This is a genomic window from Thermoactinomyces vulgaris, from assembly GCF_003688725.1.
GTDB classification, from domain to species: Bacteria; Bacillota; Bacilli; order Thermoactinomycetales; family Thermoactinomycetaceae; genus Thermoactinomyces; species Thermoactinomyces vulgaris.
In genome coordinates this window covers 170,546-191,842 of sequence record NZ_REFP01000010.1, presented here as the reverse complement: position 1 = coordinate 191,842, position 21,297 = coordinate 170,546, and the positions used below count along the sequence as shown (strand labels likewise).

26 protein-coding genes are annotated in these 21,297 nt (G+C 45.7%); 15 read left to right on the top strand and 11 right to left on the bottom strand.

The features are described from left to right. Positions 1–125: 125 nt before the first annotated feature. The 3 genes from ATH33_RS10440 to ATH33_RS10430 all read right to left on the bottom strand — a co-directional run bounded on the left by ATH33_RS10440 (position 126) and on the right by ATH33_RS10430 (position 1,975). On the bottom strand, positions 126–506 hold the full coding sequence (locus tag ATH33_RS10440; RefSeq protein WP_037994799.1) for a hypothetical protein: 381 nt from the start codon (positions 504–506) through the stop codon (positions 126–128). Between the two features lie 90 nt (positions 507–596). Then, a complete protein-coding gene (locus ATH33_RS10435) occupies positions 597–1,457 on the bottom strand; it encodes an EamA family transporter (RefSeq protein ID WP_037994798.1) in 861 nt (286 codons plus the stop codon). A gap of 227 nt (positions 1,458–1,684) precedes the next feature. Next, positions 1,685–1,975, bottom strand: coding sequence for a hypothetical protein (locus tag ATH33_RS10430; RefSeq protein WP_037994796.1), 291 nt, complete (start codon positions 1,973–1,975; stop codon positions 1,685–1,687). Positions 1,976–2,149: 174 nt separating this feature from the next. Here ATH33_RS10430 and ATH33_RS10425 point away from each other — a divergent pair, with 174 nt between their 5' ends. Together ATH33_RS10425 and ATH33_RS10420 are read left to right on the top strand one after the other, a co-directional pair. Further along, positions 2,150–2,515: a carboxymuconolactone decarboxylase family protein gene (locus tag ATH33_RS10425; protein ID WP_037994793.1), complete on the top strand. Its 366-nt coding sequence runs from the start codon at positions 2,150–2,152 to the stop codon at positions 2,513–2,515. 263 nt (positions 2,516–2,778) lie between these two features. Next, entirely contained in the window at positions 2,779–3,258 is a 480-nt protein-coding gene (locus tag ATH33_RS10420) for a CBS domain-containing protein (protein WP_037994792.1), read from the top strand. A gap of 152 nt (positions 3,259–3,410) precedes the next feature. On the opposite strand, the gene ATH33_RS13760 is transcribed toward ATH33_RS10420, so the two are convergent. Beyond that, positions 3,411–3,635 (bottom strand): hypothetical protein, encoded by a 225-nt coding sequence (locus tag ATH33_RS13760; protein WP_232356949.1) that lies wholly within the window; start codon positions 3,633–3,635, stop codon positions 3,411–3,413. A gap of 899 nt (positions 3,636–4,534) precedes the next feature. Between ATH33_RS13760 and sufC the strand changes: the two genes are divergently transcribed. The 5 genes from sufC to sufB are packed head-to-tail and all read left to right on the top strand — an operon-like array spanning position 4,535 to position 9,731. Next, a complete protein-coding gene (gene sufC, locus ATH33_RS10410; RefSeq protein WP_037994789.1) occupies positions 4,535–5,323 on the top strand; it encodes a Fe-S cluster assembly ATPase SufC in 789 nt (262 codons plus the stop codon). A gap of 15 nt (positions 5,324–5,338) precedes the next feature. Beyond that, on the top strand, positions 5,339–6,643 hold the full coding sequence (gene sufD, locus ATH33_RS10405; protein WP_049719628.1) for a Fe-S cluster assembly protein SufD: 1,305 nt from the start codon (positions 5,339–5,341) through the stop codon (positions 6,641–6,643). Next, complete coding sequence (locus tag ATH33_RS10400; RefSeq protein WP_037994783.1) at positions 6,640–7,860, top strand: cysteine desulfurase; 1,221 nt, start codon at positions 6,640–6,642, stop codon at positions 7,858–7,860. The genes sufD and ATH33_RS10400 overlap by 4 nt, the downstream gene beginning before the upstream one ends. Then, positions 7,847–8,287, top strand: coding sequence for a Fe-S cluster assembly sulfur transfer protein SufU (sufU, locus tag ATH33_RS10395; RefSeq protein WP_037994781.1), 441 nt, complete (start codon positions 7,847–7,849; stop codon positions 8,285–8,287). Before ATH33_RS10400 ends, sufU begins: the two co-directional genes overlap by 14 nt. A gap of 13 nt (positions 8,288–8,300) precedes the next feature. Further along, positions 8,301–9,731 carry a Fe-S cluster assembly protein SufB gene (sufB, locus tag ATH33_RS10390; RefSeq protein WP_037994780.1) on the top strand — a complete coding sequence of 477 codons (1,431 nt, stop codon included), beginning with the start codon at positions 8,301–8,303 and terminating at the stop codon, positions 9,729–9,731. A gap of 97 nt (positions 9,732–9,828) precedes the next feature. Here sufB and ATH33_RS10385 read toward each other — a convergent pair whose 3' ends face one another. Next, positions 9,829–10,137 carry a DUF4870 domain-containing protein gene (locus ATH33_RS10385; protein WP_037994817.1) on the bottom strand — a complete coding sequence of 103 codons (309 nt, stop codon included), beginning with the start codon at positions 10,135–10,137 and terminating at the stop codon, positions 9,829–9,831. 235 nt (positions 10,138–10,372) lie between these two features. Between ATH33_RS10385 and ATH33_RS10380 the strand changes: the two genes are divergently transcribed. The 5 genes from ATH33_RS10380 to ATH33_RS13750 all read left to right on the top strand — a co-directional run bounded on the left by ATH33_RS10380 (position 10,373) and on the right by ATH33_RS13750 (position 13,115). Then, the gene (locus ATH33_RS10380; RefSeq protein ID WP_037994815.1) at positions 10,373–10,927 is read left to right on the top strand and encodes a tyrosine-type recombinase/integrase; all 555 of its coding nucleotides are present in this window, start codon (positions 10,373–10,375) and stop codon (positions 10,925–10,927) included. Positions 10,928–11,008: 81 nt separating this feature from the next. Continuing rightward, entirely contained in the window at positions 11,009–11,701 is a 693-nt protein-coding gene (locus ATH33_RS10375; protein WP_037994813.1) for a DUF1538 domain-containing protein, read from the top strand. Next, a complete protein-coding gene (locus ATH33_RS10370; protein WP_037994777.1) occupies positions 11,698–12,432 on the top strand; it encodes a DUF1538 domain-containing protein in 735 nt (244 codons plus the stop codon). Before ATH33_RS10375 ends, ATH33_RS10370 begins: the two co-directional genes overlap by 4 nt. Continuing rightward, positions 12,416–12,787 (top strand): P-II family nitrogen regulator, encoded by a 372-nt coding sequence (locus tag ATH33_RS13755; protein ID WP_037994775.1) that lies wholly within the window; start codon positions 12,416–12,418, stop codon positions 12,785–12,787. The genes ATH33_RS10370 and ATH33_RS13755 overlap by 17 nt, the downstream gene beginning before the upstream one ends. Further along, entirely contained in the window at positions 12,768–13,115 is a 348-nt protein-coding gene (locus tag ATH33_RS13750; RefSeq protein WP_037994774.1) for a P-II family nitrogen regulator, read from the top strand. Before ATH33_RS13755 ends, ATH33_RS13750 begins: the two co-directional genes overlap by 20 nt. A 343-nt stretch (positions 13,116–13,458) precedes the next feature. Here ATH33_RS13750 and ATH33_RS10355 read toward each other — a convergent pair whose 3' ends face one another. The 6 genes from ATH33_RS10355 to ATH33_RS10330 all read right to left on the bottom strand — a co-directional run bounded on the left by ATH33_RS10355 (position 13,459) and on the right by ATH33_RS10330 (position 18,705). Beyond that, positions 13,459–13,764: a magnetosome magnetite crystal formation protein family gene (locus tag ATH33_RS10355; protein ID WP_231564587.1), complete on the bottom strand. Its 306-nt coding sequence runs from the start codon at positions 13,762–13,764 to the stop codon at positions 13,459–13,461. Positions 13,765–13,876: 112 nt separating this feature from the next. Continuing rightward, complete coding sequence (locus tag ATH33_RS10350; protein WP_037994769.1) at positions 13,877–15,025, bottom strand: N-acetyldiaminopimelate deacetylase; 1,149 nt, start codon at positions 15,023–15,025, stop codon at positions 13,877–13,879. A 2-nt stretch (positions 15,026–15,027) separates the two neighbouring features. Next, positions 15,028–16,245: an aspartate aminotransferase family protein gene (locus tag ATH33_RS10345; protein ID WP_121874380.1), complete on the bottom strand. Its 1,218-nt coding sequence runs from the start codon at positions 16,243–16,245 to the stop codon at positions 15,028–15,030. Positions 16,246–16,297: 52 nt separating this feature from the next. Next, entirely contained in the window at positions 16,298–17,005 is a 708-nt protein-coding gene (gene dapD / locus ATH33_RS10340; RefSeq protein WP_037994766.1) for a 2,3,4,5-tetrahydropyridine-2,6-dicarboxylate N-acetyltransferase, read from the bottom strand. 163 nt (positions 17,006–17,168) lie between these two features. Then, positions 17,169–17,390 (bottom strand): hypothetical protein, encoded by a 222-nt coding sequence (locus ATH33_RS10335; protein WP_037994764.1) that lies wholly within the window; start codon positions 17,388–17,390, stop codon positions 17,169–17,171. Beyond that, positions 17,374–18,705: a helix-turn-helix domain-containing protein gene (locus ATH33_RS10330; protein WP_037994763.1), complete on the bottom strand. Its 1,332-nt coding sequence runs from the start codon at positions 18,703–18,705 to the stop codon at positions 17,374–17,376. The genes ATH33_RS10335 and ATH33_RS10330 overlap by 17 nt, the downstream gene beginning before the upstream one ends. A 278-nt stretch (positions 18,706–18,983) precedes the next feature. On the opposite strand from ATH33_RS10330, the gene ATH33_RS10325 reads away from it, so the two are divergent. From ATH33_RS10325 to ATH33_RS13865, 3 genes are all read left to right on the top strand, one after another. Continuing rightward, positions 18,984–19,808: a YihY/virulence factor BrkB family protein gene (locus ATH33_RS10325; protein ID WP_049719632.1), complete on the top strand. Its 825-nt coding sequence runs from the start codon at positions 18,984–18,986 to the stop codon at positions 19,806–19,808. A 6-nt stretch (positions 19,809–19,814) separates the two neighbouring features. Next, positions 19,815–20,897 carry an AI-2E family transporter gene (locus tag ATH33_RS10320; RefSeq protein WP_037994761.1) on the top strand — a complete coding sequence of 361 codons (1,083 nt, stop codon included), beginning with the start codon at positions 19,815–19,817 and terminating at the stop codon, positions 20,895–20,897. A 182-nt stretch (positions 20,898–21,079) separates the two neighbouring features. Next, complete coding sequence (locus ATH33_RS13865; protein ID WP_255347178.1) at positions 21,080–21,205, top strand: hypothetical protein; 126 nt, start codon at positions 21,080–21,082, stop codon at positions 21,203–21,205. The last annotated feature ends 92 nt before the right edge of the window (positions 21,206–21,297 follow it).

The following is a 21,297-nucleotide window of genomic DNA, read 5'->3' as shown; positions in this document are numbered from 1 at the left end:
GGATCTCCTTTGCGTAAGGATGTCGGTTTAAAACCGCGGTGTGAGACGGAAAGTTGCGGGCGGTTTAGGATTTCGGTTCCGGAAGTGACGGCCGGATGCGAAAAAGATTCACCTCGCGAATCCGGTTATTCAGCGAAGATGTAGCCGGCTTTCAAAGCGTACAAAAAGGTGATGAAAAAAATGACCAGATTGGGATACATGACTTTTTTTCCAAACTGTTCACTGACGGGCCACACCCGGTGCTGATACCGGGGGGATGGAAACACCAAAGGTTCATACATCATCATGATCCATAAAGATTGCGAAAACACGGACATCATTTTGGCGTCGAAAGTGGGAACAAAGATCACATGGAGAACGGTTACGGCGAGCGATACATACAGCATGATTTTCATGGTTTTAAACGCTTTTACCCGAAACCGGGTATCCAAAAGAAAGAGACAAACCAAATGAATGACACCACATAAAATCAACAGAAGGATTTGAAATGCCAACATTTCGATCATCAGACAAAACTCCTTGCTTGCATAGAGTAAGGATTAATAATAACAAAAGTTCGAAAAAAACCGAAGGGCCTCCGGAGAATTTTTTCCGATTCAAATGCGGATCAGAATCAGTCCGGCAAACAACAGGATTAAAGACACGGATTGCATCAGGGATAAGCGTTCACGAAAAACAAGGATGGAAAGAAGCGCAACCACCAGGCTGTTTGTGGAAAAGATCGGGGCAATGATGGACGCAGGGCCGTGATCCAGAGCGATGGCATAGAGTTGCATCCCGGCAAATGAAAAAAATCCCGCTCCCAATCCCCAGACCATTCCCGTGCGGCGGCTCTTTTGGCGAAACCCGGCCGGCGGCGCCTTGCGGAGAATTTGCCATGTGAACCAAATCCATCCGAATAAATAGCTGATCAACAAAATGGATGTGTTGGAAAGATTCATTTCTTCCGTAATCTTTAATCCGCCGTTTCTGAAAAAGAACAGCAACATGGCCAGGAAAATAAGCAGATACCAGCGCCTGTTTTGAATCCGTAAGTTTTCATTGGGGTCCACCGGCAACAGCATGATGGCTGAAACTAACAAAAATGCACCGGTCGCTTCGGTCACCGTGATGCTCTCGCCGTAAACGAGCATGGACATGGCCATGGTCAAAATGATGTTCGCATTGGCCAGGGGAGAGGTAAGGCTTGCAGGGCCGATTGAAAGGGCTCTCATAAATAACAAGTTCCCAAAAGCCGAACCGATTCCCACCAAAGTTCCGGCCGCGAGGTTGAGCCATGTGAATTGGATATCGCCGGTTTTGACAGCCCACCAGACGAATCCGAGAGAGCCGGTCAAGTATAATCCCCATAACAAAAAGTCATCATCCCCGCTTTGGGCGGAACTGACTTTCATCAAAAATCCGGACAATCCGAAAGTAACGGCACTGGCCAGTGAGATGAGAAACCAGGTACTCATACAGGTTAACCCTTTCTGTTATGATATAAACTTTTACTATTATCGCATTTTTTGTTGGTGAAGTTTATAGATAATAATTTAAGCATGAAACTCCAAAACGGCGGAACGGGGATCCAAGACGGATGGCGGGGGAAAGAGCGGTGATCCAGGGGGAAATCAAATGAAAAGAAACGGGGAAAGGACACCCATGGACAACCCATGGACTCCTCATGCGGGAGTCCATGGGATTAAGCATGAGCTTCTTCTTTGGTTTTGCCGGTTTGGTTTTCAAATTCCAGCAAAAGTTCATTCAATGTCATTTGGTCATCCAAATACAATTGAACCAGTTCCAAAAATAATGTGTGGGCTTCATCCGGAAGCTCCAATATCTTAATCATTTCATTAAACGGATCGAAGTCGCGGGCTAAAATATGTACGCTGCTGGCTTGAAAGATCTTTTCCAAATGAATCGTTTTTCCATAAATTTCTTTGACCATGCGTAAGATGATGCCGATCAATTGTAATTTTTGCTGATCCATTTTCATTTCCTTTCTGTTATAAAAAAGCTTTCTCAATATTGGTTCAAGATCTTACTCTATTTTAAAATAATATATTTATTAATGTAAAGATAATAACTGTAATTACAGATATAGATTTGAATATTTGTATATTTTTCTTTTGTACAGGAAAACTAGTCATGGAAGGAGAGATGAATGATGCAAGAAAACTTTGTCAAACAATCCCTGACGGATTATAAAAAAGGAATCGGCCAACTCCAAGAGCAACTTCCGCATGTGGTGGAAACGTACAACGCGTTTACGGAAGCTTGCTTTCAAGACGGTGCCCTGTCAAAGAAGGAGAAACATTTGATCGCGCTGGCACTCGGCGTTTATACCAATGATGAATACTGCATTGTTTATCACACAAAGGGAGCCTGTGATCAGGGAGCAAGCGCACAAGAGGTGCTGGAAGCGGCATGCGTGAGCAGTGCCTTCGGAGGGGGAATGGCCATGTCACAAGCTGCCACGTTGGTCCAACAAAACCTCTCCCAGATTCAGGGGCAAAACCTCTCCCACTAATGTTGACAATCCGGCAAATTGCCGGATTGTTTTTTAATGGCCGTAATATTTCAAGGTTCACCGGCGTTGTTATAAAATAAAGTTAAGGAATGGATAAAAGAGTGATAAGAACGTTGACAGCGGTTTCGGGAACAAGATAACATGGTTGGGGAACTGTTATCATTACAAAAAAAGAGAAAAGATTTTGACGTCAATTCGGGCTTATCTTTATCACTCTGTGGTAATGGCCGGAGGGATTACCAAGAGTAAGGGAGTTTTTGCTTATGCAGAAACGGGATCAAAACAATTATTTATTTTCACGCGAGATTACTCCTTACATTATTCCGAAGGAAAAAGTTGTTGTTGTCCACACGGACTGGTCACTGGAGCGTGCTTTATTGGTGCTGACCCGGAAGGGGACCAATTCGGTGCCTGTGGTGAATGATCAAGAACAAGTCGAGGGGATCATCAGCAAAACCGACATTCTGGACTTTATGTTAAAGATCAGCCAAGGCAATGAAATTGATTTTTCGCAATTGAAAGGATATACGGTTCATGAAGCGATGAATAAAAATCATTCAGGCATTTTGGCCAATTCCATTTTTTCGTTTGCTTTCGAAGTGCTGGTCAACCGGCCCTATATCCCGATCATTGATTTGAAAGGGAAGCTGGTTGGCATTTTGACGAGAAAAGTGATCATGGAACAAGTGATTAACTATTTTAAAGAAGAATATATGATGATGAACAAACTGCAAGGTTCCTGAAAAGTTTTACCAACAAAAAACACCGCCTTTTCCGGCGGTGTTTTGCTGTTTTATATCTCATCCTGATTCAGGTTGCTTATAAATGGAATCATACAAAGATGAATAAATGAAGCCTTGTTCATTTGTTTATCATTACACATAGTCAAACAGTCTTATTGATCAAGAGACTTGTTTGAAGGCCTTTGTTCGAAGAGATCTGTCAACAAATCGTTTTTGTGACATTGTTGGAAAAACAGCGCCATTTCATCCCATTGCTTTGCATCTTTGGCTTTGCCCGTGATTTGCGCGGTGAGTTTGACGTACTGCAACCAGCCGAACAAAGTAAACGGAATTAAAGGGATGTTGAAATCTTCCTCATAGGATTGGATCAAGAGCATTTTTAATTCTTCGTAGATCTGTTTTCTTTCCTGGTTTGTTTTTTCTTCAGACGGGTGTGAAACGGAGAGGATGTGGCGATGTTTTTTCCAAAGCTGCAGCAATTTTTTTTTAAGAAAGCTGTTCAAATACCGTTCTTGATCTTTTTTTTTCAGGGGTATGCTGAAGTTTGACGGCTCTTCGGAAATGATCACGTTGCCAAATAAAAAAGATCGCTGCTTTTTTGTTTTGCATTGTGTGTCTGTGGCGGGTTTGGTGTAAATTCCGATCGGAGAGCTAAGAGATGGGGGCATACAAGATGGTTCTTTCGAAACCCTGTAAGTGCTTTTTTCCATAAAAACTCCTCCTACCAACGCGCTTATTCAAAAAGGTGCGGAAATAAAAAAAAGATGATCAACCTGATGATGGCAGAAACGATCTCCCGAGGCAAAATATTTCGATGAATTCCGAAAAAAACCTCCTAAAGATATTTTGCCTGAAAACGGGCTGAAAAGCAAGGGAAAATTAAAGATTTCCGGGGCATTCACGGGAAAAAGCGATGATATTGAAAAGGTTTGCATCCGTTTGCCGGATTCCAAAGAATGAAGTTTCATGTGCGGCGATGAAATGTTATATTTATGAGTAGTTTTGAGCCCATGAAGAAAAAATACCAATAACTTCACATTAAAAGAGGAGGACTGAAACCGCACGATTTCCAATCTTCACTTGATATACCCCATATCGTGAAGTAAAATGAAATGAGAATCAGGTGATAATCACTTTAATTTAGGGTGATTGTCCGATTGGTTTTTCTTTTCACGCTGTCCAAACGGACGGTGTTGAGGGAATATCTCCGGTTGATGACAACCCGTTGCGGTTCAGGAGATAAACAAGGGCAAAAGACATGATGGAGGATGAGACTATGTCGACAGCACCAAAATTGATAATAAAGGATTTGCATGCATCCGTGGATGGGAAAGAAATCCTCAAAGGCGTCAATTTGGAGGTCAATGGCGGAGAAGTTCATGCGATCATGGGTCCGAACGGGACCGGTAAGAGCACCCTGGCTTCCGCTTTGATGGGTCATCCGCGTTACGAGGTCACCCAAGGGAGTGTCACGCTCGACGGGGAAGATGTTTTGGAAATGGAAGTGGATGAAAGAGCGCGTGCCGGATTGTTCCTGGCGATGCAATATCCGGCTGAAGTAAGCGGCGTGACCAATTCCGATTTCATGCGCAGCGCCATCAACGCCAAAAAAGGGGAAGGCAACGAAATTTCGTTGATGAAGTTCATCCGTGAAATGGATAAGAAAATGGAAATCCTTGAAATGGATGAGAAGTTTGCCACCCGTTACCTGAACGAAGGTTTCTCCGGCGGGGAGAAAAAACGGAACGAAATTTTGCAAATGATGATGTTGAAACCCCGCATTGCCATCTTGGATGAGGTGGACTCCGGATTGGATATTGATGCGTTGAAAGTCGTTTCCAAAGGGGTTAACTCGATGCTGAGCCCGGAAATGGGCGTGATCGTGATCACCCACTATCAACGCTTGTTGAATTACATCAAACCGGACCATGTCCACGTGTTTATGCAAGGAAGGATTGTGAAATCAGGAGGGCCGGAACTGGCTGAACGTTTGGAAGCCGAAGGTTACGACTGGGTGAAAGAAGAGTTGGGCATTGAAGACGAAACCGTTGGTCAAAAGGCGTAAGGTTGGTGATTTTGGATGAGTACAGATACCCGATTGCTTTTTGATGAAAATGTTGTAACGGAAGTATCCCAAAAGAATCAGGAACCGGCCTGGATGCTTCAAAGTCGTTTGGATGCACTCAAAAAAGCTGCCCAACTTCCACTGCCCAAAGTACAACAAACCAACATCAGCCGTTGGAATTTCACCGGGTTCGAACCGTTCCGGGAAGAGGCTCCCGTCCAATCTTTGGATGAACTCCCGGAAGGCGTCAAAGAATTTGTGTTTGGCGAACAGCCCAGTGTGGTGGTGCAAAAAAACGCCAGTGTCATTTTCAAGCAACTGTCTGCAGAATTGAGTGAAAAAGGCGTGGTCTTCACTGACCTGGGCACGGCCGCCAAAGAATATGAGCCGTTGATCAAAAAATACTTCATGACGGACGGAGTGAAGAAAGACGAACATCGCCTGACCGCCATTCATGCTGCGCTTTACAGCGGCGGGGTGTTCTTGTTTGTACCAAAGAATGTGGATGTACAAATTCCGTTGAACGGATTATTCTGGTTGTCAGGTGAAGGAGCTGCACTTTTGCCTCACATTCTGATCGTTGCCGAAGAAGGAAGCCGTGTTGATTTTGTGGCCAACTTTGTGTCGGATCCGGATGAACCGGGGGCCATGAACAACAGCGTCATCGAGGCGTTTGTCGGGGCACAGGCAAAAGTCCGTGTGACCACCATCAGCAATCTGGGCGCTTCTGCGGTGAATGTGGTTTACCGACGCTCCCTTGTCGACCGGGACGGTCATTTGGAATGGATTATCGCCGATTTGAGTGACGGAAAGGTTGTCTCCGACAATACTTCCCATCTCAAAGGAGAAGGCAGCCGGGCCGATGTGAAGGCGGTTGTGCTCGGAACGGGTGAGATGCGAGCCAATGTGACGTCATCGATTTATCATTGGAACCGGTACACCACCAGCTATATCAATGCCCGTTCCGTCATGACGGATAAGGCATCGAGCATTTTGAACAGTATCACCAAAATCGAAAAAGGTGCCAGCAAATCGGATGGGCAACAATCCGGAAAAGTATTGATGCTTCATCCGGAAGCGCGCGGGGACGCCAATCCCATTTTGTTGATCGATGAAAACGACGTCGTCGCCGGACACGCGGCAAGCGTGGGGAAAGTGGATCCCCTGCAAATGTATTACCTCATGTCGCGTGGAATTCCCAAAAAGGAAGCAGAGAAACTGATTATCCACGGTTTCCTGGATGCAATCATTTCGGATATTCCGTCAGAATTATTGCGTGAACAGATTCATCGGCTGATTGAAAGGAAAATCAAATCATGAATGAATTCCGCAAAGACTTTCCCATATTGGATCAGGAAGTAAACGGCCACCCGTTGGTTTATTTGGACAGTGCAGCAACATCGCAAAAACCGTTTCAAGTGATCGAAGCGGTGGAAGCCTATTATAAAAAGGACAACTCCAATGTGCATCGCGGTGTCCATACATTGGGCTCCAGAGCGACGGATGCCTATGAAGGAGCCCGTGAAAAGGTACGCCGTTTCATCAATGCGGATTCAACCAAAGAGATTGTTTTCACAAGGGGAACCACCACATCGCTGAATCTGGTCGCAAGAAGTTTTGCCACTTCCATGCTGAAGCCGGAGGACGAGATTTTGATCACTCCGTCTGAGCACCACAGCAATTTGATTCCGTGGCAGCAAGTGGCCAAATGGACCGGAGCGCGGTTGAAATATTTTCCGCTCAAAGAAGATGGTTCCCTGACGATGGATTTGGTACGCCAAGCCGTGACCGACAAAACGAAAATCATTGCCATCCAGCATGTGTCCAATGTGCTGGGAACGATCCATCCCATCAAAGAAATTGCGGAGTACATCCATCAAAAAGGCGGATATATCGTGGTGGATGGCGCGCAAAGTATTCCCCACATCAAAGTGGATGTCAAGGATTTGGACGTGGATTTCTTCGCTTTCTCCGGACACAAGATGTGCGGCCCGACCGGAATCGGCGTTTTGTACGGCCGGGAGCATTTGCTGAATGAAATGGAACCCATTGAATATGGCGGAGAAATGATTGATCAAGTGGGAGATTATGAGTCGACGTGGAAAGAGCTGCCCTGGAAATTTGAAGGGGGAACTCCCATTATTGCCGGAGCGGTCGGTCTTGGTGCAGCCATTGATTATCTGGAATCCATCGGCATGGACCGGATTGAAGAGCACGATCGCAAACTGGCTGCTTATGCTTATGATAAGTTGCAACAGATTGACGGAATCACCATTTACGGCCCCAAAGAAGGGCGGATCGGGTTGGTTACTTTTAATTTGGGCGAAGTGCATCCTCATGATGTCGCAACCGTCTTGGATGCGGAAGGGATTGCCGTCAGGGCGGGGCATCACTGTTGCCAGCCGCTGATGCGCTGGTTGAAAGTACCGGCAACGGCAAGAGCCAGCTTTTATTTGTACAATGATGAATCGGACATCGACCGGTTGGCGGAAGGCTTAATCAAAACGAAGGAGTATTTTGGCCATGTCTTTGGATGATCTCTATCGTCGCGTGATTTTGGAACACTATCAAAAACCGAAGAATCGAGGCAGAATCGAAAACGGAGCGATAACCATCGATTTGAACAACCCGACTTGTGGTGACAAAATCTCTTTGCAGATGCGGATTGAAGATGGCCGGGTACAAGACGCGAAGTTTTTGGGGGAAGGTTGTTCCATCAGCCTGGCCTCCGCTTCCATGATGACGGAAGCGGTCAAAGGATTGACCGTGGAAGAATCGCTCGAACTGGTTGATCTGTTTTCCCGGATGATGCAAGGAGAAGAAGTCGATCTGGATAAATTCCCGCTGGAAGATATTGAAGCGCTGACCGGCGTTGCAAAATTTCCGGCACGCATCAAATGTGCGACATTGGCATGGAAAGCACTTGAAAAAGGGATGAATGAATATCGCGAATCTAAATCATAAGGAGGAGAAAACCGTGACGACAAACAACCAATTGCCGGATCTGTCGGATTACAAGTACGGTTTTCACGATAAGGATGTCTCGGTTTTCCGTTCGAAAAAAGGGTTGAGCCGGGAAGTGGTGGAAGAGATTTCCCGCATGAAAGGCGAACCGGACTGGATGCTCGAGTTTCGCTTGAAAGCATTGGAGCAGTTTTACAAAATGCCGTTGCCCAATGCCGAAAACAGCCAATGGTTTTCTCTTTTGCCCGGAAAACTGGACGATCTCGATTTCGATGATATCACTTATTATGTAAAACCGTCTGAACGCCAAGGAAGATCTTGGGACGAAGTACCGGATGAAATTAAACAAACGTTTGATAAACTGGGAATTCCGGAAGCTGAACAGAAATTCCTGGCCGGGGTTTCTGCACAGTACGAATCGGAAGTGGTTTATCACAACATGCAAAAAGAGCTCGAAGAGCAAGGCGTGATCTTTTGCGACACCGACACAGCCGTCCGCGAGTATCCGGAGCTGTTAAAAGAGTATTTCGGAACGGTGGTTCCGCCTTCGGACAATAAATTTGCCGCATTGAACAGTGCCGTGTGGAGCGGCGGAAGCTTTATTTATGTTCCCAAAGGAGTGCGTTGTGAAGTTCCGCTTCAGGCATACTTCCGGATCAATTCGCAAAACATGGGACAATTTGAACGGACACTCATCATTGTCGATGAAGATGCCTTTGTCCATTATGTCGAAGGATGCACGGCTCCAATTTACAGCACGGATTCATTGCACAGTGCGGTGGTGGAAATCATTGTGAAAGACAACGCCCGCTGCCGTTACACAACCATTCAAAACTGGTCTCCCAATGTTTACAACCTGGTTACCAAACGGGCTGTTGCTCATAAAGGGGCACACATGGAATGGGTTGACGGAAACATCGGAAGTAAACTGACGATGAAATATCCGGCTGTCATCATGAAAGGGGAAGGAGCCAAAGCGGATGTGTTGTCCATTGCCGTAGCAGGGAAGGGGCAACATCAGGATGCCGGGGCAAAAGTCGTGGCACTGGCTCCAAACTGCACCTCCACGATTGTTTCCAAATCCATCAGCAAACAAGGCGGAAAAGTCACCTACCGCGGATTGTCCAGCTTTGGAAAAAATGCAACGGGATCCAAAGCTAATGTGAAATGTGATACGTTGATTTTGGATAATGAATCGACTTCGGATACGATTCCTTACAACGAAATCAAAAATGATGATGTGGTGTTGGAACACGAGGCAACCGTATCCAAAGTGAGCGAAGAGCAATTGTTCTACCTGATGAGCCGCGGACTGACCGAAGACGAAGCCACGCAAATGATCATCATGGGCTTCATTGAACCTTTTACCAAAGAATTGCCTATGGAATATGCGGTGGAAATGAACCGGTTAATCCGTTACGAGATGGAAGGATCCATTGGTTGATCCCGGATCAAACCTGCCACAGCTTGAGGTGGCAGGTTTTTTTATGGAAATTGTTTTTATAAAAAAATCCCCCTTTGGAAAAAGGGGGATTTGTTGTTCAGTGAATGAACCATCTGGCCACCGGATACTCAAAGTACTTCTCCTTCCAAGCGTATACCATTCCCTTAATCGGATAATAGAGTCCCATGATGGAAAAAATAACGAGAAATGGAATTCCGATCAAAACAAATGATAACACAAAAGAGACGGAAATCAGCAGCCAGAATACGGCGTGAAAAACAATGGCTTGCAGCGACAGACGTTTCAGATCCCGATCTTTAAAGATGAGATAGACAATCAGCGGGACAAGCATGGGGGCAAACCAGGTGCTTGCGTGAACCAAAATTTTGATGCCTCTCTTATCCAAAAACAAAACCTCCATAACACAACATTGTTTCATTATAAAAAATTCCCGGTCACGGGACATTTGAAACCTGTTTCTTTATTCATGGGATTGATGGAGTGAAAACGGCATTTCCGTTGAGACGAGATTTTGGATGATGTTTGGAATCCGGACGGCCTTTGGGAAAATGGTTTGTTTGAATGTTACTTAATCATATGATATAATGTGGTTATGTAACACGAATCGAGGTGATACAGAGCTGGAGTTTGTCGAAGCGATTCGGGATAAACAGATCATTTCAGCAATGAAGCGATATTTAAAAGCCCATTCCGAGCGGGATTATTTGCTTTTCGTCTTTGGGATTAACACCGGTTTGAAAATTACGGAGCTATTAAATGTAAAAGTTTGCGACGTGATAAATCCTGACGGCACGTACAAGGAATTTTATCAATTACCCGGCGGGGATCAAGAAGTGTTTTTGAATCCCAAGCTAAGAAAAGCGATCCGGCATTATGTCCAATCGAACCAATTGAAACATGAGAACTATTTATTTCAATCCTCCAAAACCCAAAAACCCATTACACGCCAACAAGCTTACCGCATCATCCAACAAGCGGGAAAAGCGGCCGGTTTTCAAGGAAAAATCGGCACGAATTCTTTACGGAAAACGTTTGGATATCATGCTTATAAACGAGGAGTCGCCATCTCTCTTCTCCAAAAGCATTTCCATCACTCCACCCCTTCCGAAACCCTTAAATACCTTGGTATTTCAAAGGATGAAAAGATCCGGACTGAAATTGACGTGGACTTGTGAAAAAGCCAAATGCAGCATACAAAAAAAACATTGTATGGCTGCACTTGGCAACACAAAATTGAACAGAGAGGGGAATCCGAATTGGATCGACTCAAAGATACCGGAAAAGAAGTCCTTTTATCGATTCTTCCCATGACAGTGGTGATTTTTTTGTTGCAATTCACGGTCATTGGTTTGCCTGTTGAAATGTTTTTACAGTTTTTAACCGGCGTGGTCATGGTTGGACTGGGATTGTTCTTGTTTTTTGTCGGGGTGGATATCGGGTTGCTTCCCATCGGTGAAATGATCGGCTCTTCCATGTCAAAGTTTGGGAAATTGAGTGTGGTTGTTCTGATCAGTGTGGTTTTGGGATTTGCCGCAACAGTGGCTGAGCCGGATGTGATCGTCCTGGCTTCCCAGGTGGATATGGTGACCGGCGGAACCATTCCCAAAGGCATTTTGATTTCCACCGTGGCACTGGGTGTGGGGATAACGGTGGGAATTGCCATGCTCCGAATGATCTTCAATATCCCGATCCTGTATCTGTTAATGGGAGGATATGCCATCATATTTGTGCTTTCTTTTTTCGCTCCCACGGAATTTGTTCCGGTCGCACTGGACTCCGGCGGTGTCACCACCGGTCCGATGACCGTTCCGTTTATTATGGCTTTGGGCGTGGGCGTGGCTTCCGTCCTCGGCGGTAAAAGTGCTTCCACGGATGGTTTCGGATTGGTTGCATTGGCTTCGGTCGGCCCGGTTCTTTCTGTACTGCTGTTAGGGGTGGTGTATGCATGATCAATCCATTGCACGGACTGACAGATACCATGGTTGAAGTGGCCCTTGCATTGTCTCCTTTGTTTGTGATTTTCTTGCTCTTTCAGTTCTTTTATTTGAAACTTCCTTGGCGCAAAGTGGGGAATATCGCCGTTGGATTTATCATTACTTTCTTTGGACTGGTCTTCTTTTTACAGGGGGTGCATATCGGCTTTATGCCCGTCGGTGAACAGATGGGCTTGATTCTCGGGGATCTCTCGTATAACTGGATTCTTGTTCCCATTGGCCTTCTTCTCGGGTTTGCCGCCACTTTTGCAGAGCCGGCCGTAAGAATTTTGAACCAACAGGTGGATAAAGTGTCGACCGGTTCCATTCCGGAAAAAGTTATGTTATATACTGTATCCATCGGGGTCGCTGTGTCGGTGGCTTTGTCCATGTTACGGGTGATTGCCGGAATTCCTTTGTGGTACTTTATTATTCCGGGATACTTGTTAGTGTTCCTGTTGGCCCGCTTCTCAAAAGACAGCTTCACAGCGATTGCGTTTGATTCTGGAGGGGTTGCCACCGGTCCCATGACCGTTACTTTCATTTTGTCCATGGTCGTTGGCGTGGCCACCGTCATCGAGGGGCGCAACCCTTTGATGGAAGGGTTCGGCATGGTTTCGCTGGTGGCACTGGCTCCGATCCTTTCTGTATTGATCCTGGGAATTTTATACAGAAGGAAGGAGAAAGAAAATGAGCAAAGTACCTGATCACAAACTAATTGTTACGGTGGTGAAAAAAGGGCTGGCCAAAAAGGTGGTGAGAGCCTCCAAACAAGCCGGGGCGGAAGGCGGAACGGTGATGTTCGCCAGAGGCAGCGGAATCCATGAGTGGGTGTCGTTTCTGGGCATTCACATTGAACCGGAGAAGGAAGTGATTTTAACCTTGGTTCCCGAAGAGAAACTGGAGCCGATTTTGAAAGCGATCAAAGAAGCGGGACGGCTCGACCGGCCGGGAAACGGGATCGGTTTTGTCATGAATACGAAAAAAATTGCCGGGATCTCTCATTTGTTTGAATCCGATTCCCGGAAGGAGGATGAAAAAAATGGCTCAACCGGACATTGAATATGATTTGATTGTGACTATCGTGAACAAAGGGTTTGCACAAGAGGTCGTGGAAGCTTCCAAAAAGGCAGGCGCCGAAGGGGGCACCATTCTGCAGGGGCGCGGCACGGGAATCCATGAAAAAGCCAAGCTTTTCAATATTGTCATCGAACCGGAAAAAGAAGTGATTCTGACTTTGATTGACCGCAAAAAAACCGAACGGGTTTTGGATGCGATCATGAAAAGCGGCCAATTGGATAAACCCGGAAAAGGGATCGCTTTTGTCATGAAAGTGGAGCGCACGGTCGGAATCAACCATATCCCTGCTGAATGCCATCCCGATGAATAAATCCGCAGATTTCGGAATCGGTGCAGACGGCGCGTTTCTCGTATGCATTCAACATGGGCTTGAACGGATTTTCTGATTCCGGAAAAGATCCCGAGGTGCAGGTGAAACGCCCTGATTTGGCGTTATTTTACAAACACGGCAAAGTCCGATGAATGAATTAGAAGAGATGAACAGAGGCTGCCTGAATGGAGATGAACGGGCAGCCTCTGTTTATTTGCAACCTGTTGCCAAAAAAATACACCATCGTGCAGCGTGATGTACTTTCAAAAAAACGAACGGACCAGAGAAACAAATCCATTGCTTTGTCATTAACTTCGCTTCTGCACAAAATTGCAGGGTGTATTTAATGGATAAACCATTTGGCAACGGGGTATTCATACTGTTTTTCCCACCAGGCGTAAGCAATTCCCTTGACCGGAAAATAAATCAACATGATGCCGAAAAGAATGGCAAAAGGAATTCCGATCAAAAGAAAGGAGAGAACTTTGGAGATGAAAAACAGCGGCAAGAAAATGGCATGAAAAACAAGGGCTTGCAAAGACAATCGTTTGACGTCCCGGTCTTTCACAATTAACCAGGCAATCAGCGGGAGAAGAACCGGTGCAAACCAGGTGCTTGCATGAATCAGGATTTTAATCAGCTTATTCAATGATGCAACCTCCATAACATAACATTGTTCTATTATATAGTACCCTGAGATGAACAAAAGGTAAACCTTTCTTTTGGATTTTGGGCTAAAAAAACATCCTCGTAAGAGGATGTCACCATGTTTGCGGGCGGTTGCCCAAGTGTTCCAAGTATTTGGTCATGACCGAAACAGCGACGGGAATCGCTTCATCCCGGGGTTCCATTTTGGGATGGTGCAATCCGTACGGGGTCTCCACACCCAGCCAAAACATAAATCCGGGAATTTCATTTAAAAAGTAACCAAAATCTTCTCCGGCCATCGATTCATCGCATTGCACCAGCTCGTAAGGAGTATGTCTGTTGACGAACTCCATGAAAGACTTTGTCCATTTTTCATCATTGTAGACTTGGCAGTAGTTGCATCCCCAATCGATGTCCGCCCGGCATTGAAAGCCGGTTTCGATGCCCCGGACCAATTCCCGGATCCGGTTCTTGACCAAGTTCATGGACTCGATGGATTTGGTGCGGATGGTTCCTTCCAGACGGGCATGGCCGGCAATGATATTTTGTTTCGTGCCGGCTTCAATTTTTCCGATCGTGATGATGGCGGCATCCAAAGGATCCAGATTGCGGGAAACAACGGTTTGAAGTTGCTGGACCAGTTGGGCACAGGCGATGACCATATCATTGGCCAGATGGGGACGGGCTGCATGGCCGCCGGTCCCGTGAAGATCGATGAAAAGTTCTGATGTATTGGCAAAGAGCAAACCCGGACGCAAGGCAATGGTTCCGACAGGATATTCCGGAGCGACATGAAGCGCAAAGATGACATCTGGTCTCCATTCATTAAATTCAGGGCTTTGCAGCATCGGCCATGCGCCTCCGGGCCCTTCTTCCGCCGGTTGGAAAATGAAAAGCAGGTCATCGTCCGTTTCATGATGGACAAAATGCGTTAAAATGCCCAAAGCGATTGCCATGTGCATGTCGTGTCCGCATGCATGCATATAACCTTCGTGAAGCGAGCGGAAGGGATAGGAAGTTTGTTCTTCCATCGGGAGCCCGTCCATATCGGTCCGGTAACCGATGCATTTTTTCGGGTTTTTTCCGGGAACTTTCACCAAGATACCCGTCTTCCAAGTGCGAATGATCCGCCGGTGTTTTGGCAAGGTTTCCAGATAATTCAACAGATGTTTCTGGGTTTTGAATTCCTGAAAGCCGGGTTCCGGAATTTGATGCAACTGATGCCGCAATTCGATAAAAGGCGAAGCTTGCTTGACATCCAATCTTAACCCTCCTCTTCCAGTTTTCTTGCTTGCAGGTGTTTGTTCAATGCTGCCATGAGTGTGTCGATTTCTTCTTCCGTCAGTGTCAGGGGAGGAAGCAGCCGTATCACGGTTCCAGCGGTAATATTGACCAAAATGCCGTCTTCCATCAGGTTTTTTTGCAAAGATTGAAGTGCCTCCGGAGAAAGACAAGTCCGGATTCCGATCATCATGCCGCGCCCCCGGATGCTTTGAATCAGGGTTGGAAAAGTTTCTTTGAGTTCATGTAAACGGGACCACAACAAATCGGCTGTTTTCTTTCCTCGTTCCAACATGCCTTGTTCCAATAAGACATCCAACACCGCGTTGCCGAGGGCGGCGCTCAACGGGGAGGGGGCAAAGGTCGTTCCGTGATCCCCGGGTTTGAATTCATTTTGCAGTTTCTCGCCGGCAATGATTCCGCTCAGCGGCAAGCCGCCCCCGATCCCCTTTCCGAACAAAATCAAGTCCGGTTTCAGTGAATAAGCCTGATAAGCAAAAAGGGTGCCCGTGCGCCCGAGGCCCGTTTGGATCTCATCAACCAAGAAAAGTATTTCTTTGGATTGGCAGATTTGCTGAATGGTTTGCAGATATTCTTCCGTCAGCGGGATGATGCCCCCGGATCCCAAAATCGGTTCCACCAGGATGGCGGCGGGCCGGTTTTCTTCGCAAACCCGGATCAATTCTTCCGGTTGGTTGGCTTCCACTTCATAAACCGGATAGTCAATCAGCGGATAATCCTGATACACCCCGGGTTGGCGGGTTAGTTTCAAGGCGCCCAACGTACGGCCATGGAAACTGTTTTTCAACACGACGATCCCTTTTTTGTCCGGAGCATGTTTGACTGACCATTTATGGATCAGCTTGATGGCTGCTTCAGTGGCTTCGGCTCCGGAATTGCCAAAATAGACCCGGCCGGTGCCGACGGTGTTTTGAACCAGCCGTTGAGCGAGACGGATGGCCGGCGGGTTGAGAAAAAGATTGGAGATGTGCAAAAAGCGGTGTCCCTGTTCATTCAACGCTTTCATCAAATGGGGATGGGAGTGTCCCAAAATATTGACGGCAAGGCCCGTGAACAGATCCAAATAGCGCTTTCCTTCAGTGTCGATTAACCAATTGTTTTCGGCCGCGGCAATGGTGACCGGCAGCCGCCGGACGGTTGGAAAAAGATAAGTTTGATCCAGATGTTGCCAGTCTGACATACTCGTTCCTCCTGCAAATATAAAATGAGCCCCTGAATGGGGCTTGGATGTTTTAAAGTTCGCGCAATGCCTGAATCACTTCGGTTTTGGAACGGGTTTGGCTGTCAATGGATTTGATGACGCGTGCCGGGGTTCCCGCCACCACACTGTTTGGGGGAACGTCTTTGGTCACGACCGCACCGGCGGCAACAACCGCTCCTTTTCCGACCCGGACCCCTTCCAGAATCACGGCATTGGCACCAATTACGACATCGTCTTCAATCACGACGGGCTTTGCGGAAGGAGGCTCAATCACGCCGGCAATCACGGTGCCTGCACCGATGTGGCAGTTTTTCCCGATGGTTCCGCGGCCGCCGACCACCACGTTCATATCGATCATGGTTCCTTCACCGATGACAGCTCCGATATTAATCATGGCCCCCATCATAATGACTGCGTTTTTTCCGATTTCGACATTTTCGCGGATGATGGCGCCCGGTTCAATCCGTGCCGGAATGTCTTTCAAATCCAAGAGAGGAATGGCCGAGTTTCGTCGGTCGTTTTCGATGACATAGTCTTTAATTTTGTCTTTGTTTTCTTCAAGAATGGGTTGGAGTTCTTTCCAGTCGCCAAAAACAACGCCCACCCCGTTGTTGATGAAGGTTTGGGCACCTTTAAAATCAATATGTTCCAAATCCCCTTTAATGTGTACTTTCACGGGAGTCTTTTTTTCGCTTTTTTGAATAAACTCAATGATTTGATGTGCATCCATTTCCTTCATTTAATACATCCTTTCTTTGTCGAAGGGTAAGGGGGACACTTTTTTGTGTACCGTATCACATGAACAAAAGTATATCATATCTCCTCATTCATCGAAAACCGAAAGACTTATCAGCACTAAAAAAAGATCCTCTGAAGAGGATCCAATGAAAGAATCTTCCTTTTTAAAGTCCGCCTGGCTCGCTTTGAAAAAGAGTTGCCAATCCGCCCGGTTCGCTTTGGGAGGGATTCGCCTCGATGGATAATCCACCCGGTTCGCTTTGGAAGGGAGCGATTAATCCGCCCGGTTCACTTTGAGCTGCATGAACCGTGGGGCAGGCAAATCCGGTCAATCCCACAGCAGCAGCCACAACCCCGGAGACAATAAATTTAGATGTTATTTTCATAATCCTCTACCTCCCATCTATTAAAACCTTTTTTTACATTATACATATTTCGCATGCAATTCTGAAATTCCTTTTCATCATGTCCATCATAACAGCGTGCCAAACTAAACCAAATTTTGAATTCTTTATCCTGATACTTATGTTTTTGAGATATTTCAAGCGCTTTCTTATAAGTTAATATTGCCTCATCCCTTTGGTTGCACATCAGGCACAAATCACCGAGAATAATAAGACTGGTGCTTAAGCGGGGAGCGTCGTTAAACTTCTCAGCCAACCGGATTGCCGTTTTTAACATCTGGCTGGCTTCGTCGTTGCGGCCTTGTTTGATGTAGAGGATGCCCAGGCGGGTGTAAACCGTGGTCAGCCGCTGGTCAGGCGGGAATTTTCCTTCCAGTTTCAAAGCCATTTTGAACGAAGTTTCTGCCATTTCCCATTCTTTTTTTGCAGTGTAAACACTGCCGAGAACCGTCCATAAATCACACATGCTGTCATACTGCTTGTTGTTTCTCGAAATCTCGATGCCTTCTGTCGCATAATCAATGGCTTCATCCAACAAGCCGGACAAGCGGGAAAATTCGGCGCGCAACCAATAGAAGCTGAGCAGGGTGCTGATATCGTTGATTTGGGGGATCATATCCCATATATCCTGAACCAGGCGCATCCCTTCGGTGATTCGTCCCATGCGCTGGAGGTAAACACCTTTGTTGCGGTATAATAAATATTTGATGTGCTGATTATCTCCTGAGTCTTTAAAGGCTTCAATGCCGTTGTTTGTCATTTCCAGGGCCTGTTCGATATTGTTTTGTTTGTAACGGATCAAGCCGAGCAAAAGATAACTGGCTGCTTCCATATTGCTTTCTTTATAAGGGTTTTGCTGAGAAATGCGAAGGGCATTATACAAGGTGCGCTCAGCCTGTTTCCACTTTTGCTTGCTCATGTAGCACTCGCCTTTGTAATAGTAAGCTTGGGCGATGAACGGGTTGTTTTCATCCAGATTAAGCGCATCCAGGCGTTTCAATGCTTCATCGATCAGGCCGATTCTTCGCAATGTGGCAATGGAGAGAAGTTCAAACTTAACTTTTTTTAATTTTTCTTGCTCTTTCATGAGCATTTCTGGTAATTTACGCATGGGGAGATTCAATTTTTCCAGAAGATATGAAATTTTCTCAGGACTCACATGGGCGACCCCACGCTCGATGTTGGAAACCGTCGCCGGTGAAATGTTTTCATCGGCAAGGTCTTCCAATCTCAAACCGCGGTCTTTTCGAACCTTGCGAATCACTTCACCGATTTCGTGAAGGGCCAATTGTTTCAAACCGATCACCTCACAATCCGTTAATTATTATTATATTACACCTTTTTTAAAAAAATGGGAATGAGTGTTTTTTAAACTTCTTAAATATAAAAGGAAGTTTTTTGCGGGATTTTCAAATTTGTCATTACTAAAGCAGCCGGGACAAGGAAATAAAAGTAAGAAGAAAAAGAAGGAGGTTTAAAAAAGCAGAAAAGACGAAAAAAAAATTAAAAAAAAAGATTCCGATCATCCATCCGTTTCGGTTGGAATAAAATGGTTCAACTTTGGAGGTAAACATTGTGTTTTGGGTATTCATCAGGGAATTGAAACAACGGATCTTGAAAGAAAGGCTTTATGATCTTGCCGCCCAGTTGGCTTATTACTTCTTGATGTCTTTGTTTCCGTTTTTATTGTTTACGGTAACCGTGCTGGCTTATCTTCCTGTTTCCAGCGACAACATCCTGCGTTTGATCCAGCCTTTTGCGCCGGAAGATACGTATGTGCTTGTGGAGAACAATTTGCGGGTCATATTGGATCAACAGCGGGGAGGCATTTTTTCGGTCAGCCTGATTGTCACGTTATATTTGGCTTCCATCGCTTTTCAATCGGTCATCCGCATCTTGAATAATGCTTATCAGGTCGAACAAACCCGGCCGTTTCTCATCCAGTGGCTTTTGGGAATTGTTTTAATGATGGGGCTTTTGATCGCCATCACGGTTTCTTTGATATTGCCGGTGTTTGGAAAGATCATCGGAGAGTTTGTGTTCGGTCTGCTCGGGTTGAGTGACTTTTTTTATGAAGTATGGATTTGGCTGCGGTGGATTTTAAGCAGTTGCGTTCTGTTTCTGGTGTTTTTCTTTGTGTACAAATTTGCGCCCAACCGGAAAATCGGCACGATGGAAGCTTTGCCCGGGGCCGTTTTTTCGACGATCGGCTGGCAACTCAGCTCGCTGGCTTTTTCTTATTATGCTTCAATCAACAATTATTCACATATTTACGGGAATTTGGGTGCTATTATTGTATTGGTGGGATGGATATATTTGTCTGCCATGATTTTGATATTGGGCGGGATGATTAATGCCACCTTTGGACAATTGAAAAAACGGGACAGATGGGAGAGTTGAGAGCTTATGCCGGATACAAAGGCATTTCGGATCGGATATGGGATCATCATTATATTATTGATTATTTTGTTGGCGAATCAAGTGAACTTTATTTTTCAACCTTTGGTGGTGTTGGTGCAAACCTTGTTTTTCCCATTTTTGCTGGCGGGGATTTTATTTTATTTGTTCCGGCCGTTGGTCCGCTGGCTGGAGAAGAAAAAGATTCCCCGCACCATCTCCATTTTGTTGATTTACCTTGCCATCATCGGCTTGTTGTTTTTGCTCGGTTCGTTGGTGGCGCCGGTTCTGCAAGAACAGTTGACCCATTTAATCCAAAATTTGCCGGCGATCACCGATGCGGCCAAAGAAGAGTTAATCCGGTGGAGCCATCATCCGTGGGTGAATGACAACCTGGATTGGAAGAAAATCATGACCTATGTGACCAATTACTTGAATTCCAGTTATAAAGCGATCGGCGCCAATGTCGCCAACTTCTTCCAAGTGCTGACCAATATCGTGATGGTTTTTATCACGGTTCCTTTCATTCTTTATTTCATGTTAAAAGAAGGGGAGCGTTTTCCCCATTATGTTTTGCAATGGCTCCCTGAAAAAGAAAGGGATAAGGGATTGCGGATTTTGTCGGATATGGATTTTGCGCTCAGCTCATACATCAAAGGACAAATTTTGGTGAGTTTTTGTGTCGGGGTTTTGGTTTACATCGGATATTTGATCATCGGCTTGGAGTATTCATTGATTTTGGCCATCATCACTATGTTTACTAACGTCATTCCGTTTCTCGGCCCGTTTCTCGGAACCATCCCCGCAGTCATTGTTGCATTGATTGATTCCCCGGGCATGGTGGTCAAAGTGCTGGTGGTCACCATCGTTGCCCAACAGATTGAAGGAAATCTGGTTTCTCCGCTTGTGATGGGAAAAAGCTTGAACATTCATCCGTTGACCATTATCGTTTTGCTCTTGGTTGCCGGAAGTCTGGTCGGTTTTTTGGGGTTGTTGTTGGCGGTCCCGGTTTATGCCGTCACGAAAGTGGTGTTGAGTCATCTGTATCGGCTCTTTTTGCTGCGGTGGCGTCAAAAAAGGGCTGAAGGGTGATATTCAAATCAGTCCATCTCATGATGGGCTGATTTGAAAAAGATGAAAGAATCGCTTTATCATAAAAAGGAATAATTTAAATATTGTATAAAATATATTAATAAATACCAATCATTTGCCATCGATCCGTTGGATTGTTTCCATTTCTGATTCACCATTCATCCAAAAAAGGGGGAAAGGGAATGGGAAAAGAATGGGATCCGACAGAAATCAAGCTTGAATCACCCGACCCGGAATTCGAGGCGGGAATTAAAGAATTTGAGTTGACACTCGATGAAGAATGCGCCGAATTGGATATTGACATTTAAGCCGTTGGACCGCTCCGTGGAGCGGTTATTTTTATTTGTTAAAAATATAAATTCGAAAAAAATGAATTTTTCTGTTGTTATATAACAGTAAC

Coding starts and splice junctions, on each gene's coding strand:
- ATH33_RS10440 (WP_037994799.1), bottom strand. CDS start 506: ATGATCGAAATGTTGGCATTTCAAATCCTTCTGTTGATTTTATGTGGT.
- ATH33_RS10435 (WP_037994798.1), bottom strand. CDS start 1,457: ATGAGTACCTGGTTTCTCATCTCACTGGCCAGTGCCGTTACTTTCGGA.
- ATH33_RS10430 (WP_037994796.1), bottom strand. CDS start 1,975: ATGGATCAGCAAAAATTACAATTGATCGGCATCATCTTACGCATGGTC.
- ATH33_RS10425 (WP_037994793.1), top strand. CDS start 2,150: ATGATGCAAGAAAACTTTGTCAAACAATCCCTGACGGATTATAAAAAA.
- ATH33_RS10420 (WP_037994792.1), top strand. CDS start 2,779: ATGCAGAAACGGGATCAAAACAATTATTTATTTTCACGCGAGATTACT.
- ATH33_RS13760 (WP_232356949.1), bottom strand. CDS start 3,635: ATGCTCTTGATCCAATCCTATGAGGAAGATTTCAACATCCCTTTAATT.
- sufC (WP_037994789.1), top strand. CDS start 4,535: ATGTCGACAGCACCAAAATTGATAATAAAGGATTTGCATGCATCCGTG.
- sufD (WP_049719628.1), top strand. CDS start 5,339: ATGAGTACAGATACCCGATTGCTTTTTGATGAAAATGTTGTAACGGAA.
- ATH33_RS10400 (WP_037994783.1), top strand. CDS start 6,640: ATGAATGAATTCCGCAAAGACTTTCCCATATTGGATCAGGAAGTAAAC.
- sufU (WP_037994781.1), top strand. CDS start 7,847: ATGTCTTTGGATGATCTCTATCGTCGCGTGATTTTGGAACACTATCAA.
- ATH33_RS10370 (WP_037994777.1), top strand. CDS start 11,698: ATGATCAATCCATTGCACGGACTGACAGATACCATGGTTGAAGTGGCC.
- ATH33_RS13755 (WP_037994775.1), top strand. CDS start 12,416: ATGAGCAAAGTACCTGATCACAAACTAATTGTTACGGTGGTGAAAAAA.
- ATH33_RS13750 (WP_037994774.1), top strand. CDS start 12,768: ATGGCTCAACCGGACATTGAATATGATTTGATTGTGACTATCGTGAAC.
- ATH33_RS10345 (WP_121874380.1), bottom strand. CDS start 16,245: ATGTCAGACTGGCAACATCTGGATCAAACTTATCTTTTTCCAACCGTC.
- dapD (WP_037994766.1), bottom strand. CDS start 17,005: ATGAAGGAAATGGATGCACATCAAATCATTGAGTTTATTCAAAAAAGC.
- ATH33_RS10335 (WP_037994764.1), bottom strand. CDS start 17,390: ATGAAAATAACATCTAAATTTATTGTCTCCGGGGTTGTGGCTGCTGCT.
- ATH33_RS10320 (WP_037994761.1), top strand. CDS start 19,815: ATGCCGGATACAAAGGCATTTCGGATCGGATATGGGATCATCATTATA.
- ATH33_RS13865 (WP_255347178.1), top strand. CDS start 21,080: ATGGGAAAAGAATGGGATCCGACAGAAATCAAGCTTGAATCACCCGAC.